Annotated in this window: 10 protein-coding genes; 1 reads left to right on the top strand and 9 read right to left on the bottom strand. The window is 68.2% G+C overall.

The features are described from left to right. Nucleotides 1-10: 10 nt before the first annotated feature. The 4 genes from AB7U46_RS04900 to AB7U46_RS04885 are packed head-to-tail and all read right to left on the bottom strand — an operon-like array spanning nt 11 to nt 3,956. Complete coding sequence (locus tag AB7U46_RS04900) at nt 11-643, bottom strand: CoA transferase subunit B (RefSeq protein WP_428335819.1); 633 nt, start codon at nt 641-643, stop codon at nt 11-13. Next, on the bottom strand, nt 643-1,368 hold the full coding sequence (locus tag AB7U46_RS04895; RefSeq protein WP_428335818.1) for a CoA transferase subunit A: 726 nt from the start codon (nt 1,366-1,368) through the stop codon (nt 643-645). The genes AB7U46_RS04900 and AB7U46_RS04895 overlap by 1 nt, the downstream gene beginning before the upstream one ends. After that, the gene (rpoN, locus tag AB7U46_RS04890; protein WP_428335817.1) at nt 1,365-2,648 is read right to left on the bottom strand and encodes an RNA polymerase factor sigma-54; all 1,284 of its coding nucleotides are present in this window, start codon (nt 2,646-2,648) and stop codon (nt 1,365-1,367) included. The genes AB7U46_RS04895 and rpoN overlap by 4 nt, the downstream gene beginning before the upstream one ends. 57 nt (nt 2,649-2,705) lie before the next feature. Continuing rightward, nucleotides 2,706-3,956, bottom strand: coding sequence for a CobW family GTP-binding protein (locus tag AB7U46_RS04885; protein ID WP_428335816.1), 1,251 nt, complete (start codon nt 3,954-3,956; stop codon nt 2,706-2,708). 439 nt (nt 3,957-4,395) lie between these two features. Between AB7U46_RS04885 and AB7U46_RS04880 the strand changes: the two genes are divergently transcribed. Beyond that, a complete protein-coding gene (locus AB7U46_RS04880; RefSeq protein WP_428335815.1) occupies nt 4,396-6,378 on the top strand; it encodes a sigma-54-dependent Fis family transcriptional regulator in 1,983 nt (660 codons plus the stop codon). A 102-nt stretch (nt 6,379-6,480) separates the two neighbouring features. Here the strand turns inward: AB7U46_RS04880 and AB7U46_RS04875 are convergent, their stop codons facing one another. From AB7U46_RS04875 to AB7U46_RS04855, 5 genes are all read right to left on the bottom strand, one after another. Continuing rightward, nucleotides 6,481-7,311 (bottom strand): hypothetical protein, encoded by an 831-nt coding sequence (locus AB7U46_RS04875; RefSeq protein WP_428335814.1) that lies wholly within the window; start codon nt 7,309-7,311, stop codon nt 6,481-6,483. Further along, complete coding sequence (locus tag AB7U46_RS04870; protein WP_428335813.1) at nt 7,308-9,578, bottom strand: hydantoinase B/oxoprolinase family protein; 2,271 nt, start codon at nt 9,576-9,578, stop codon at nt 7,308-7,310. Before AB7U46_RS04870 ends, AB7U46_RS04875 begins: the two co-directional genes overlap by 4 nt. Before the next feature lie 55 nt (nt 9,579-9,633). After that, nucleotides 9,634-11,790, bottom strand: a complete 2,157-nt coding sequence (locus AB7U46_RS04865; protein WP_428335812.1) for a hydantoinase/oxoprolinase family protein — start codon at nt 11,788-11,790, stop codon at nt 9,634-9,636. 99 nt (nt 11,791-11,889) lie between these two features. Further along, entirely contained in the window at nt 11,890-12,294 is a 405-nt protein-coding gene (locus tag AB7U46_RS04860) for an acetone carboxylase subunit gamma (protein WP_428335811.1), read from the bottom strand. A 3-nt stretch (nt 12,295-12,297) separates the two neighbouring features. Further along, nucleotides 12,298-14,232, bottom strand: a complete 1,935-nt coding sequence (locus tag AB7U46_RS04855) for a hydantoinase/oxoprolinase family protein (RefSeq protein WP_428335810.1) — start codon at nt 14,230-14,232, stop codon at nt 12,298-12,300. Nucleotides 14,233-14,477 lie beyond the last annotated feature (245 nt).

Below are 14,477 nucleotides of genomic sequence, written 5' to 3'. Positions count from 1 at the left end.
GCGGCGTAACTCAGTCGACGATCGTCGCCTCGGTCGCGGCGCGGAGGTCTTCCTCGGTCACGCCGGGGGCGGTCTCGACGATGTGCAGCCCCTTGTGACCGACGTCGAAGACACCGAGATTGGTGATGATCCGATCCACCACCCCCTTGCCGGTGAGCGGCAAGGTGCATTCCTTCAAGACCTTGCTCTCGCCGTGTTTCGAGGTGTGATCCATCACCACCACCACGCGCTTGACGCCGGCGACGAGGTCCATCGCCCCGCCCATCCCCTTCACCAGCTTGCCGGGGATCATCCAGTTCGCGAGATCGCCCTTTTCGCTGACCTCCATCGCGCCAAGGATCGCCATCGCGATCTTGCCGCCGCGGATCATGCCGAAGCTCGTGGCGCTGTCGAAATAAGCGGTCTGCGGCAGCTCCGTGATCGTCTGCTTGCCGGCGTTGATGAGGTCGGGATCCTCCTCCCCCTCATAGGGAAACGGCCCCATGCCGAGCATGCCGTTTTCCGATTGCAGCGTCACGTTCACGCCTTCGGGGATGAAGTTCGGCACCAGCGTCGGGATCCCGATCCCGAGGTTCACATAGGTGCCGTCATGCAGCTCGAGCGCGGCGCGTGCCGCCATCTGGTTGCGATCCCAGCCCGCCATCATGCGACCTCCCGCTTGCGCGTGGTGCGCTGTTCGATCCGCTTCTCGTGGCTGCCCTGGATCAGGCGATGCACATAGATCCCGGGCAGATGGATCAGATCGGGGTCGAGCGAGCCGGTCGGCACGATCTCCTCGACCTCCATCACGCAGATCTTGCCGCACATCGCGGCGGGCGGATTGAAGTTGCGCGCGGTCTTGCGGAAGATCGCGTTGCCGCTTTCATCCGCCTTCCAGGCCTTGACGATCGAGACATCGGCGACGATGCCGCGCTCGAGAACGTAGGTCTGACCGTCGAATTCCTTCAGCTCCTTGCCCTCGGCCACCACCGTACCGACGCCGGTTTTCGTGTAGAACCCGGGAATGCCCGCGCCGCCCGCGCGCATGCGCTCGGCGAGCGTCCCCTGCGGGTTGAATTCGAGCTCGAGCTCGCCCGAGAGATACTGCCGCATGAATTCCGCGTTCTCGCCGACATAGGAGGAGATCATCTTGCGGATCTGCCGCGTGTCGAGCAGCTTGCCGAGGCCGAAACCATCCACGCCGCAGTTGTTCGAGGCGATGGTGATGTCCTTCACGCCGCTTTCGACCATCGCGTCGATCAAGAGTTCCGGGATACCGCAAAGGCCAAAGCCGCCCGCCGCGATCATCATCCCGTCAAACAGCAGCCCGTCGAGCGCCTCCGCCGCAGAACCGTAGATCTTGCCCCTCTGGACCCTTGTTTGCGTCACGCTTTTCCTCCTCTTTTCCTGTCCCAGGCCGGGGGGATCCCCGCCTGCGCGCGGTGATTGGCCACCGCGCGACGTGAAACCTCGATGCCGCGCGCGGCGAGCGCTTCGGTGAGCGCGCGATCGCTGAGCGGTGCCTCGGGCGGCTCCGCGGCGATCAGCTCGGCGAGCACGGCACGCACCGCCATGGCCGGCGTGGCGCCGCCGCGCGATCCGGTACGGGCGAAGAACGCCTCCATCGGCAGCATGCCGCGCGGCGTCTGCACCAGAAGCCCGTTGCGCAGCCGGCTGATCGTGCTGTCGTGATAGCCGAGCGCGCGCGCGACATCGGTGCAGGTGAGCGGTACCAGCGCCGCAGGCCCGCTTTCGAGAAACGCCTGCTGCCGCGCCACGACATGGCCCGCCACCTCGAGCAGCATCTGGTTGCGGCGCGACAGCGTGCGGTCGATCCATTTCGCCGCGGCGATCTGGCCGCGGGCGGCGCCGTCACCACGCACGGTGATCTTCGGCAGCGTCTCGCGGTTGAGCGCGACCTGCAAATGCCCCTCCGGATCGCGCGTGACGATCAGATCGGGGGCGCGGCGCAGTTCGGGCGCGTCGCCGAAATGCGTGCCGGGCTTCGGGTCGAGCCGGCGCAGCTGCGCGACCATCGCGGCCAGCTGCGGCGCATCGACACCGCAGCGCTGCGCCAGCGTGCCCGCCTCGCCGCGCGCGAGCAGCGGCAGATTGTCGAGCAGGCGCCGCATCGGATCGCTCAGCGCCTCCTGATCGGCGAGCTGCAGTGCAAGGCATTCGGCGAGCGAGCGCGCGAAAAGCCCCGCCGGCTCCATCTGCTGCAATCGCGCGAGCACCCGCTCCGCCTCCGCCGGCGAACAGGCCGCGCGCGTGGCCAGCGACTCGAGCGGTGCGCCAAGCCAGCCGCTCGGCTCGAGCGCCTCGGCAATGACCGCCGCAATCGCCGCCTCGCGCGGGGCGCGGAACAGAAGCCCGATCTGTTCGGCGACATGGGCGTGCAGCCCGGGCGCGGGCGCGGCAAACCGCTCGGCCGCGTCGCCATCGCCGCCCGCCTGCGCGCGCCAATGGGGCAGCGCACGCCCGGGGCGCGGCGCGGCCTCGGGCTCGGGCAGTTCGACCTGCAGGGCGGGGTTTTCCGCCGCCGCGGCGACGAGCATGCCGCAGATCGCAGCATTGTCCATCTGCAGATAGTCGAGCGCCTGCCGCATCACCTGCGACATCTGCACCGCCATCTTCTGACCGAGCCGCAGGCCCGTCATTGCGCGCATTCGCTCGCCCTCCCCCGGCGAGAGTAGCCTGCGCCCCCGCCGGCGCAACACCCGGGATCAGCCATGGCGACGGGCCCCGCCGAGAAAGCGCGGCTGGATCACGAAGGCCTCGGAAGCGAGCCCGGCCCGCGGCGTCAGCGGCATCCGCTCGGACAGCCAGCTGCGCGTCGGCAGGCCGGGGCAGATGGCACTGCGGCGCAGCGCCTCGCGATCGCCCGGGATCGCGGCGAGACGCGCGCGGATCCCGGCCTCGTCCGCGGCGCCCAGATCCTCGCCGATGAAGACGAGCCGGCCGTGGCGATCGGCCAGCGCGCCGCTGCCCGGCCAGGCCGGCAGGCGCACCGGCAGGCAGGCGGTGCCGTCGACGCATTGCACCACGACCGGCACCTCAAGCCCGGGCACCGCGATCAGCCCCTTTACCCGCAAAAGCCGCCCGGCCCAGTCCGAGAGGATCTGCCCGAGCGCAAGGGAAAACCCGCGCCAGCCCGGCGCCTCGGGGAATTCGACGACAAAGCTGCGCACGCGGCCGGAATGGGAGGGTTCATGCGCGGGCGCGCCGCCGAACGTCGCGGCGAAGGGCCCGGGCGCCGGCGCGCGCAGGCTTGCGGTGCCGAGCCAGTCGCCGAGATCCGTGGGCGCCGCCTCGGTCGAATAGAGACCGGCGCCGAAGATCGCGTCGGGCTCCGCCGCGCCCGCGCGCAGCACGACCTGCGGCGCGGAGGGGTTGAGTTCGGCCAGCGCGCGGGCGACGGCGGCAGTTTCCACCTGACCGGCCAGTTCGGATTTCGTCAAAAGCAGACGATCGGCGAGGCTCACCTGCACCCGCGCCTCGCGGTGACGCGGCAGCTGCGCGCGGGCGCGTTCGCAATCGACCACGGTCAGCACCCCGTCGCAGCGAAACCGCGCCGAGACCAGACGATCCTCCATCAGAGCGCGCAGCACCGGCGCGGGATCGGCAAGGCCCGTCGTCTCGATCAGCACCCGCGTCACCGGCGCGATCTCGCGGCGCGAGACGCGCTCGTGCAGGCGCATCAGCGCGCGCATCAGATCGCCCTGAACGGTGCAGCACAGGCAGCCCGAATCAAGGATCACGAGGCTTTCGTCGATTCGCTCGACGAGGTGGTGGTCGATGCCGATCTCGCCCAGCTCGTTGATGAAAACCGCCGTTCCGGCCATCTCCGGCCGCGCCGTCAGCGCGTTCAGAAGCGTGGTTTTCCCCGCACCGAGAAAGCCGGTGAGCACCGTCACCGGCACCCGGCCGACCGGTTTTTCTGCAACCGCAAAGGGTGCGAAACGCGCCTTTTCCATGTTTTCTCCTCCCTCTCCGAAGAAGAAGGGAAGCAGGTTTCTTGCCAATCGCGGAAGCCGCAAGGAAGCCGGGCGCTTATCGCTCCGGGGGCGAGATGCGACCGCGGAATGACGACCGGAAACCGGACGCTCCCATCGCGCAGGGCGTCCGGCTTCAGGACGCAGTGGCGAGCAGAGCCCGTGGCTCCCGGGGCTCGCCCCCCCCCGCGCGGTTTCCGCAGCGCAGCGTCGTCGGGGGCCGGCATGGGTGCTCCGCACGAAACCGCGCGATGCGCGGAAAATGCTCTTTTTCAAAGGAATTTCCCCTTTTCCGCGGGGGAATGCTAAAGTGCCCGGGAGGAAAGGGGCCGGCCCGGAAACGGGCCCCCGCTGCGGATGCCTCGGGGAGGAGGCAGCAGCGCGGCTGGTCGGCAGACCGCCCCGAGGGAGGAGATTCGAGATGCCCCAGACGATTCTGCGTCAGCGCTTTGCCTTCCCCGAGAACGATCGCCAGATCATGACCTCGTGGGAACGGTTCATGGACGGGCAACAGCCCGGCACCGATGCGCTGCGCCGGCTGATCGACGACTCGTGGCGGCGCTGCCACGGTGCGGTCGATCCGGCGCGCAACCGCGCCCCCACGCCGATGATCGGCGATGCGCTGCACGAGCTGCTCGCCGACAGCGAAGATCTGATGCAGGCCGGGGCGCCGGTGATCGCCTCGGCGCGCGACTTCCTGTTCGAGACCGGCACGGTGATGGTGCTGACCGACGCCGGCGGCAAGGTGCTGCGCGTCGAAGGCGACAATTCGCTGCGCGACCCGACCGAGGATATCCACCTGATGCCCGGCGGCGACTGGAGCGAGGCCGCCTTCGGCACCAATGCGATCGGCACCACGCTGCAGATCGGCCAACCGATCCAGATCCATTCCGCCGAGCACTACTGCACCGGGACGAAGCGCTGGTCCTGCTCGGCCAGCGTGATCCGCGATCCGCTCAGCGGCACGATCCTCGGCGCGATCGACATCTCCGGCCTGAACGAAAGCTACAGCCGCCACAGCCTGGCGCTGGCGATCGCCGCCGCCGGGCGGATCGAGAACCGCCTCGCCCAGCGCGAACTGAAGCTGCGCTACCAGCTGCTCGACCAGTGCTTCGAACGGCTGAGCGGCCCGGGGCGCGACGGGCTGATCGTCTTCGACCGCTCCGGCCGGGCGATCAAGACGAACGATCGCGCCGCGGCGCTGATGGCCGAGCTTGCCAAGACCCGCGGCGCGGCCGACCCGGCGCTGCGCGATCTGGCGCTGCCCTGGAAGAAGGGGCGCATCGCCCCCGAGAACATGCCCGACTGGATGGACCGCGACTGGATCGAGCCGGTTCATCAGGATGGCGAGCGGCTTGGCGCGGTGCTGGTGCTGCCCGACCGCTCCGCGACGGTGCGGCGCGCGGGGCTGCGCAATGTGAATGCCGTGCCGGCGGCGGGCGATCCGTTCGACCGGCTCTCCGGTTCGGCGCCGGCCTATCGCGAGGCGATCCGCCGCGCGCGGCTCCTGTCGAAAAGCCCGGCGCCGGTGCTGCTTCTGGGGGAGACCGGCGTCGGCAAGGACGCCTTCGCCCAGGCGCTGCACGCCGCCGGGCCGCGGGCGACCGGCCCCTTCGTTGCGGTGAACTGCGGCGGCTTCTCGCGCGAGCTGTTGACCTCGGAGCTTTTCGGCTATGCCGACGGCGCCTTCACCGGGGCGCGGCGCGGCGGCATGACCGGCAAGATCGAGGCGGCCGATGGCGGCACGCTCTTCCTCGACGAGATCGGCGAGATGCCGCTCGATCTGCAGCCGCATCTGCTGCGCGTGCTGGAATCGGGCGAAGTGTTCCGCATCGGCGAGAACCAGCCGCGCAAGGTGAAGCTGCGCCTGATCACCGCGACCAACCGCGATCTGAAGGCCGAGGTCAGCGCGGGGCGGTTCCGGCTCGATCTGTTCTATCGCATCGCGGTGACCTCGCTGAACCTGCCCGCGCTGCGCGAGCGGATGCCGGATCTTCCCGAGCTGAGCGCGCATCTGCTCGCGCAGATCGCCGCGCGCTACGAGATGCCCGCGCCCGCGATCGCGCCGGCGGTGCTCGAGGCCTTCGCGCGGCATGACTGGCCCGGCAACATCCGCGAGCTGCGCAACGTGCTCGAGAGCCTCTTCCTCGAGAGCGAGGGCGGGATGCTGCAGCCCGGGGCACTGCCTGCGGAGCTGCGGCGCGACGCGCCGGGGGGCGCCCTGCCCGAGGGGCTTACCCCGCTCGAACGGGTCGAACGCGACGCGATCGCCGCGGCGATCCGGCGCCAGCAGGGCAACCTGACCTCCGCCGCGCGCGACCTCGGCATCGCCAAGAGCACGCTTTATGTGCGGCTCGACAAGCTCGGCCTCAAGGAGCAGATCGCCCAGCTGCGCGAGCGCTGAACCAGAAACGAAACGGCACCCGGGGGGAACCGGGTGCCGTTCCTGCCGCAGGCGATGTCCCCGGAGGAGGCGACGGGCCGCGGCATGTGTCTGCGCGGTGGCTCAGGCCGGCGTGGTCTCGCGCAACCGCGCGACCGCGTCGAGCACCGCCTCGGGCGCGTGGAGGGGCGGGATCTCGGCGAAGAGGAACTGCGCCGCGCCAACCGCGGGCAGCGCTGCGCCGGCGAAAAGCGCGGCGCTCACGTCGCGCCCGGTCGCCGCCGGATCGGGGCCGATCACCGCGTCGAAGCCCCCCTGCCCCGGCGCCACGCCGCGCCCGACCACCGCCCAGCGGTAATGCCGCGCCGCGTTCAGGATCGGCGCGTAACGATCGGCCGGACCGGGCGCATCGCCCTCTTCGAGCAGCACCCCGCCCACCGGCCGGTTCGCGACGCAGCGGATGAAATCGGCCATGTACATCGCCGCATCCTCCACCGCGTCCTCGTCGACTTCGGCGTCGCGCCCGGCGGCGATCTGCGCCTCGGCGAGCCAGGCCCCCGGCGCCGGCATCGCGAGCACGAGCGGCACCTGCCCCTGCAGATGCGCCCCCACCGCCGCCGTCACCTCGTCGAGCAGGGCCCGCGGCCCCTCCTCCTCGAGCATCCGGCGCAGGGGAAAGGTCGCGCGTTTCTTCGCGCCCATCTCGATGGCAAGCGCGGGATGGCGCGCCCGCCAGGAGCGGAACAGATCGCCGACGTCGATCACCGCCACATCGCCGCGCAAAAGCCCGCGCGCCTGGGTGAACCACGAGAGGTATTTCGCCGCGCCCTCGGCCCAGGGATCGCCCCCGACGCCCAGCAGAAGCCGCCGGGCATAGCCCGACGACTCCAGCCAGACCCGCAGCGCCTTCGTGCCCGAAGCTCCGGGCGGATCTTCTGCGAGAGACTGGCTCATTGCTTCTCGTCCCCCATCGCACCGGCCGCGACCAGACGCGCTTCGAGCTCGGCGATGCGCACATCCTTCGGGTGGATCATGTAGTTCGGCTTCGGCTCGTCGCCGCGGCGGGTCTTGTCGGGCGCGCCCATGTAGAGCGTCTCGACATCGTCGCCCCAGCAGCCGAAATAGGGCAGATGGGCCGGCGGCTTGGGCCGGTTCCAGCCCTTGACGAACTCGGCATAGGGCACCGAGCGGGCGATGCGCGCCTTGCGCTCCTCTGCACGGGCCTTCTCTGTCGCGTCGAAGTCGATCGCAAGCGTCGCCGGATCGAAGACCACCTTGTAGAGCCGCCCCGCCACTTCGGGCGACATCAGCCCTTCCTCGATGTCCTTCACCACGCCCACCGGGTCGCGTTCGAGCAGGTCGCCATAGCCCGCACCCGCGCCCTGGCTGATCATGTAGAGCTCGCCCCGCTTCGAGATGTCGAAGCCCATGCCCATGTGATGGGTGGTGTAGCGCGCGCCCTCGAAGGGCTGCTCGTTCATGATCTCCTCGATCGAGTGGCGGAACTTCTCCGGCTCGTTCAGCAAGATGTCATAGACGTCGACGCCCTGCACCTTCGAGAGCGGATAGGTGCCGCAGGCATAGCCGCCGAAGAGGCCCTGGATCGGCGGGATCTTCGCCCCCTGAGCCGTGGTCATGAAGCCCCACTGCTCGCTGTCCTTCGTCGCCACCATCATCGTGTAGCCCTGACCGCCGCGATACTTGCCCGGCGCGATCGCGTCGCGCGTCATCTTCTTCGAGACGAGCTGCAGGAAGGGCACGTCTTCCTCGTTCACCTCCTGCTCGCCGATATCGGCCATGGTGGCGAAGATCGGCGCCAGCGCATGTTCGCCATCGCGGTTCGAGGTCGCCCCCGCGCCCATGCCGTTCAGGTCGGCGCAGAGATTGCCGAGCGTCTCGCCATGCTGGCTGACCCCACCCCAGATGAAGGTGTTGATCATGTTGAAGGTGGGCGCATGGACCTTGGTGTATTTCTCCGGGCAGGAGTAGAGGAACTTCGCCACCGCATGCTGCCCCGCGGTGAAGCCGGTGAAGATCGACATCAGCGACTGAGAGTTCGGCGCATCATAGGAGCAGTTCAGGATCGAATGCGGATCGGTGATCACCTCGATCGGCGCCATCGCCGCCTGACCGCGCGGCAGGTCGGGCCAGATGTAGCACAGGAAGAGCTGCGACAGCATCCCCTTGAGCCCGCCGAGGATGGTGTTCGTCGCGCGGTTGGTAAACTCGGGCGACGAGCCGCGGAAGTCGAAGGTCAGTTGATCGCCCTTCTTCGTCAGCGTGCAGTTCACCTTGACCACGCAGTTCTCGCGCAGGGTCGAGTCCTGAATGATATAGGTACGCACCGACATGTCGGGCCATTCCGAGATCCGGCGCTTCACCTCGGTGCGCACGTCTTCCATGGTCAGCCGCAGGGTCGAGATCAGCGCATCGGCGCCGTCGGTCTTCAGCGTTTCCTCGATGCGCTGCTTGATGCGCAGGCAGGCGAAAAGCTTCACCTTCATGTCCTCGAGCTGCAGCTTCGGCTCGCGCACCGAATTCTGCAGGAAGGTCAGCAGATCGCGCTTGATCTGATAGTTCTCGACCACTTTGAAGGGCGACATCTTGAGCCCCTCGTCCGAGGGGCTTTCGGCCATCGAGGGCATGCCGCCCGGCTCGATCGCGCCATTCTCGCCCTCGTGCACGGTGGAGGCGACCCAGCACACCAGCCGCCCCTCGTGGAAGATCGGCAGGATCATCGACTGGTCGGTGTTGTGCACGTTGCCATAGCGGCTGTCGTTGTGGATGAAGCCGTCGCCCTCGCGCACGCCCACGGTGGGCTCGTTGATCCAGTTCTTGACGATGAACTTGATCGGGTGGTGCACCACCGACGAGAACAGCAGCACGCCGCCCGCCGAGGCGATCGCGAGGTCGCCCGAGGCCGAGTAGATGCCGGTGATGACATCGCCCCATTTCGCACCCGGCGCCGCGCCCATCTGCTCGACCATCTCGTAGCCCTCGTCGCAGCCGGCCTGCAGCCGGTCGCGGATCTTGGCGACGGTGTGGTTGTCGGGCACGTTGGCGATCGCCTGCTCCTCGTCGGGCGTGCGCTTCATCAGGTCGTGGTTTTGCATGATCTCGGGATCGGGACCGAGGAACAGCGTGGTATCCTCGAGAAACTTCTTGATCAGCTTCATGTCTTCGGCAGAGGGCGCCGGCCCCCCGGTGGTCAGGTCTTTCATGGGAACTCCTCCTGTTGGGATGGGCCCCGGCGCTCCTCTCGCCGGGGCTCGCGTGTCAGTGCTTGGTGACCGGGGCCTCGTTGCGCAGGAACCAGGTCGCGCCCTGTTTCGCGGCGACCAGCGTCCAGCCCGGGTTGACGAGGAAGGTCGTCACCTCCGAAGCGACGATCGCCGGCCCCTCGATCTCGACGCCGGGCTCCAGATCCTTGCGCGCCCAGACCGGGGTCTCGAAGGCCTGATCGAAGCCGACGAAATGGCAGGTGCGGTGCCCGCTCGGCGCCGGGGGGGCGGTGCGCTCGGGCTTCGCCAGCGGCTTGATGTTCTGGAACTGCACCGTCTCGTGGCGGCGATAGCTCGACACGCGGATGGTGTTGATCCGGATCCCCGCCTCGGGCGCCTGGCTGCCCTCGCCGAAGCGCTTGCCGTAGTCGGTCGAGAACTGGTCGATCACCTGCAGCACGTCGCTCGGGCTGCTCAGCTCGTGGATCGGGATCACCGCCGTGGTCTGCACCAGCTGGTTGCCATAGCGCATGTCGAGTTCCAGATCGTGCTGGATCTGGTCGGCCGGCACGCCCTGGCGCAGCAGATCCTGACGACCGCGTTCCTTCAGCTCGGCGACGATGCCGTTGAACCGCTCGTAATCGCTGAAGATCCGCCGCGTGTTGCTGTCGTAAAGCACCATGTAGAGCGACTTCTCGTGGATGTGGAGCTGGTGCATGTTGCCCGCCCCCACCGCCGAGAAGACCGAGCTGAGCGGCGGCGCCAGGATCTTGTCGATCGCCAGATTCTGCGCGATGCCGCAGCAATGCAGCGGCCCGTTGCCGCCATAGGCGAGCATGGTGAAGTCCGTCGGATCATAGCCGCGCGCGCGCAGCTCGGTGAAAAGACCGTTCGCCATATTGGCGTCGACCTTCTCGCGGATCAGCTTCGCCGCCTCGATCACGGTGACGTCGAGATCGTCGCAAAGCGCATCCTCGACCGCCGCCTTCGCCCGGCGCGGGTTGAGCGGGATCGAGCCGCCGGCGTAGTTCTCGGCGTCGAGATAGCCGAGCAGAAGGTCGGCGTCGGTCACCGTGGGCTTCATGCCGCCGCGGTCGTAGCAGGCCGGCCCCGGGTCGGACCCGGCGCTTTCGGGACCGCATTTGACCGTCTTGTACATCCGGTCATAGGAGGCGACCGAGCCGCCGCCCGCGCCCAGCGTCACCAGGTGGACCATCGGCACCGAGACCAGCCAGCGGTCGATGACCGGGTTGAAGTCATAGTGCTTGATGCCGCCCTCGACGACGATGCCGATGTCGTAGGAGGTGCCGCCCATGTCGGTCGCCACGACATTGCCAAGCTCGGCCTGCAGCGACAGGTGCTCCGAGGCGCCGATGCCCGAGACCGGGCCCGAGTGGATCGTCTGCAGCGCGTCGGTCGAGTTCAGCTGCGCCATGCCGCCCGAGTTGTGGATCACCAGCATCGGCTTTTCGTAATTGTGCACGCGCAGGTTCTGCTCGAGCGCGGAAAGCGCGTGATACATCGTCGAATGCAGGTAGCCGTCGACGATCGCCGAGGTGGCGCGGACATATTCGCCCTTCCGCCCCGCGACCTGGTGCGACAGGATCACCGGGATCGCGCCGAGCAGATGCGAGGGATATTCCTCGAGCACGATCTCCTCGATGCGCTGCTCGTGGGCGGGGTTCACCACCGAGTTCACCAGCGCGACGACGATGATCTGCGCGCCGCGGTCGACCAGTTCGCGCAGCTGGCGGCGGACGTCTTCCTCATCAAGGCCCATCACCAGCTTGCCCTCGAAGTCGAGCCGCTCGCGGATGCCGCGGATCATATGCGCCTCGACCAGCGGGTCGGGACGCTGGGCGTTCGGCAGATCCTGCTTGCCCATGTCGTCCAGCCCCTCGCCATAGCCACGCGCGCGGCTGAGCGGCACGGTGGCCTCATAGCCCGCGGTGACCAGCATGCCGATCTTCGGCCCCTTGTGCTCGATCAGCGCATTGGTGCCGAGCGTGGTGGCATAGCGCACCGAGTCCACCTGCTGCAGGATGTCCTCGAGTTCGAGATCGAGAACCTTGCAGGCCTTGCCTAGGGCCTCGTTGAAGCCCATCGCGAGGTTGTGGTGCGTGGTCAGTGCCTTGGTCTCGATATAGCGCCCACCCCAGACGACGAAGCAGTCGGTGAAGGTGCCGCCGATATCAACGGAAACGCGTTTCATGCTCTCTCCCTGTGTATTGGATCCGGGGGCTGCCCTCCTCCGGCAGCCGGTCCCGGCGATGGTTGTGCCCCCCGCGCGCGCCGCGGAGGGCGGCGTCGATCAATGCGCGTGGCCGCGCCCGGGCACCACGGCGGGGCCGGCGTCGGGCAGCATCTCCGGGCCGCGGGCCGCCCATTGCGCCTTCAGCGCGGGCACGTCGACCTGCATGTCCCACAGCGGCGGATGGCCCGGGATCGCGTATTCGGTCTCGACCTGGGTGCCGCATTTCGGGCAGCAGAATTCGAGGATGCGCACCCATTCCGGATCGGGCGCGAAGGTATAGCGATACTTCGCCGGGTCGATCACCGGCGGGTGGATCTCCTGCGGGTTGCGGTCATGGACCAGCAGCCCTTCCTTGTAGTTGCCCTCCGCCGGCGCGATCACGTGATCGCAGACGCGGCATTCCCATTTCTCGGTCTCGAGGTCGATGCGCAGGTATTCGGTCATCGGCACTTTCATCGTCATGGCTTATTCCTCCCGGTCCAGAATGACGTCGCCCGCTTCCGAGACGGTGAGGATCCACCCCGCCGGAATGAGCGCCGTGAAGTAATCCTCCTCGAGGATCGCGGGCCCCTGGGCCCAGTCGCCCGCGGCCATGCCGCCCAACCGGTAGACCGGCAGATCGGCGCGGCCCTGGCCTGCCACAAGCACGCTGCGGCGCGCCGCGGCCTCGGCGCGGGTCTTGCGGGTCACCGCCACATGGCGGCTGTCGCCGTGGCGCAGGCTCTTCGTCGCGACGAGCTCGAGCTCGACCGCTCCGGCCTGCGCAAAATCGGTGGGGAAACCCTCGCCCTCGGCCAGTTCGTGCACGACCTCGCCCTCGGCGGTCTCGGTCACGAGCCGCGCGGCGATCGCGTAGCTGCCCGGTTCGAACCCCTCCGCGAACATGTCGCGCGAGGCCTTCTGCATCAGCGTCTCGCGCGCCGCGGAAAGCGCCGCGGTGGTGTTTTCGGGCAGGGTCACGGTGTAGCGCTGCGACACGTCGCAGGAGCCGATGCCATAGGCGGAGAACACCGCCGCCATCGCCGGCATCGCCACGCGCTTGATCCCCGCCTTTTCCGCCACGCCACAGGCCAGCAGCGGCCCGGCGCCGCCAAAGGCCATCATCACCGTGTCGGGCGAGATTTTCGTGAAACGGTGCAGCTCGGCCGCGACCTTCGCCTCGAAAGCGTCGGCCATCATCGCCACCGCGGTCTCGAGATCGACCCCGAGCGGATCGGCGATATTGGTGCGGATCGCCGCCTCCGCGCGGGCCGCGTCAAGCCCCATGCCGCCGCCGAAATAGGAGGCCGGATCGAAGAGACCGGCGAGCAGGCTCGCATCGGTGATCGTCGCTTCCTTGCCGCCGCGGCCGAAACAGGCCGGGCCGGGCAGCGCGCCCACGCTTTCCGGGCCGATCACGATCTTGCCGTCCTTCACCTTGAAAATCGAGCTGCCGCCGGCGCCGGCCGAGATGATCTCGCACAGCGGGAAGGAGACCGAGATCCCCTCGACATGGCCGCGGCGGATCTCGGCGACCTTGCCCTCGGTACATTGGCCGATGTCGGTGGTGGTGCCGCCGACGTCGATCGAGACCGCATCGCGGAAGCCATAAAGCGCGGAGAAGGCCTTCACCCCCTCCATGCCGCCGCGCGGACCGGAGGAATAGGTCTTGATCGCCACCGTCTTCGCCACGCGCGAGGCATCGCCGTCATTGCGGAAGATCAGGAGCGGGTTCTTCGTGCGGTATTCGCGCAGCCGGTTCTCGGCCTGGTAGAGGAAGGCCTCCATCGAGGGGTGCAGGAAGGAGTTGATCAGCGCCGACCAGGCGCGGCGATCGGAGTTGCGGTCGACGGTGAGGTCGGAGGCGTAAAGCACCGGCACCGCGCCCAGCAGGTGACGGGGATATTTGCGCAGCACCACCGCCTTCACCCGCTCCTCGGCCTTGAGGAACCCCTCGCCGGTGAAGCAGATCACCAGACGGTTCGCGCCGGCGGCGGTGAGCTGGTTGATCGTGCGCACGATCTCGACCTCGCCATCGGTGCCGTCGAGCGCGGCCGGATCGACGAAGCCGACGCGATCGCCGACGAGCGCGGCCCAGACCTCGGGGTCATGGGTGGCGAGCTGCGCGGGCAGATCCTCGGCGCCCTTCGCCAGGATCAGGCCAAGCTTCGGCCCCTTGCGCTCGCAGATCGCGTTGGTGCCCTGCGTCGTCGAATAGCGGATCAGGTCGACTTCCTCGAGCAACCGCTTCACATCGGCCGCGCCATAGACGACCTCGGAGGCCTTCTGCAGCCCCTCGAAGAAGCATTTCGACAGATCGTAGGGCGTGGTCAGAACCTTGGTCTTGGTCACGCCGTCGTCCGACATGATGCAGACGTCGGTGAGAGTCCCGCCGTTATCAATGTTAATCTGAAATGCCATTGCGCATTTCTCCTCCCATACCTGTTGCGACGGCGCCTCCTGCGCGCCGGGGCCTCGGCAGATGCGGGACGGGCTCCTCCCCCTCCACGCGCCGATGAACCTGTGAGGGAAGGAAGCAGGAATGATGCCAGCTCTCCGGATGCCGGCGGAAAACTTTCAATTTATTGTTTTTAAATGGTTTTTTTCGGGTTCCCGGATCCGCTTCCGGGGCGACCATCCGGCATCCGGACGCCGTCCGCCGTGGC

Origin of the sequence: Paenirhodobacter sp. (assembly GCF_050177655.1) — a bacterium.
Taxonomy (GTDB): Bacteria; Pseudomonadota; Alphaproteobacteria; order Rhodobacterales; family Rhodobacteraceae; genus Rhodobacter.
This window is presented reverse-complemented; position numbering and strand designations above follow the sequence as displayed.

Coding starts and splice junctions, on each gene's coding strand:
- AB7U46_RS04875 (WP_428335814.1), bottom strand. CDS start 7,311: ATGAGCCAGTCTCTCGCAGAAGATCCGCCCGGAGCTTCGGGCACGAAG.
- AB7U46_RS04885 (WP_428335816.1), bottom strand. CDS start 3,956: ATGGAAAAGGCGCGTTTCGCACCCTTTGCGGTTGCAGAAAAACCGGTC.
- AB7U46_RS04880 (WP_428335815.1), top strand. CDS start 4,396: ATGCCCCAGACGATTCTGCGTCAGCGCTTTGCCTTCCCCGAGAACGAT.
- rpoN (WP_428335817.1), bottom strand. CDS start 2,648: ATGCGCGCAATGACGGGCCTGCGGCTCGGTCAGAAGATGGCGGTGCAG.
- AB7U46_RS04860 (WP_428335811.1), bottom strand. CDS start 12,294: ATGACGATGAAAGTGCCGATGACCGAATACCTGCGCATCGACCTCGAG.
- AB7U46_RS04870 (WP_428335813.1), bottom strand. CDS start 9,578: ATGAAAGACCTGACCACCGGGGGGCCGGCGCCCTCTGCCGAAGACATG.
- AB7U46_RS04865 (WP_428335812.1), bottom strand. CDS start 11,790: ATGAAACGCGTTTCCGTTGATATCGGCGGCACCTTCACCGACTGCTTC.
- AB7U46_RS04855 (WP_428335810.1), bottom strand. CDS start 14,232: ATGGCATTTCAGATTAACATTGATAACGGCGGGACTCTCACCGACGTC.
- AB7U46_RS04900 (WP_428335819.1), bottom strand. CDS start 643: ATGGCGGGCTGGGATCGCAACCAGATGGCGGCACGCGCCGCGCTCGAG.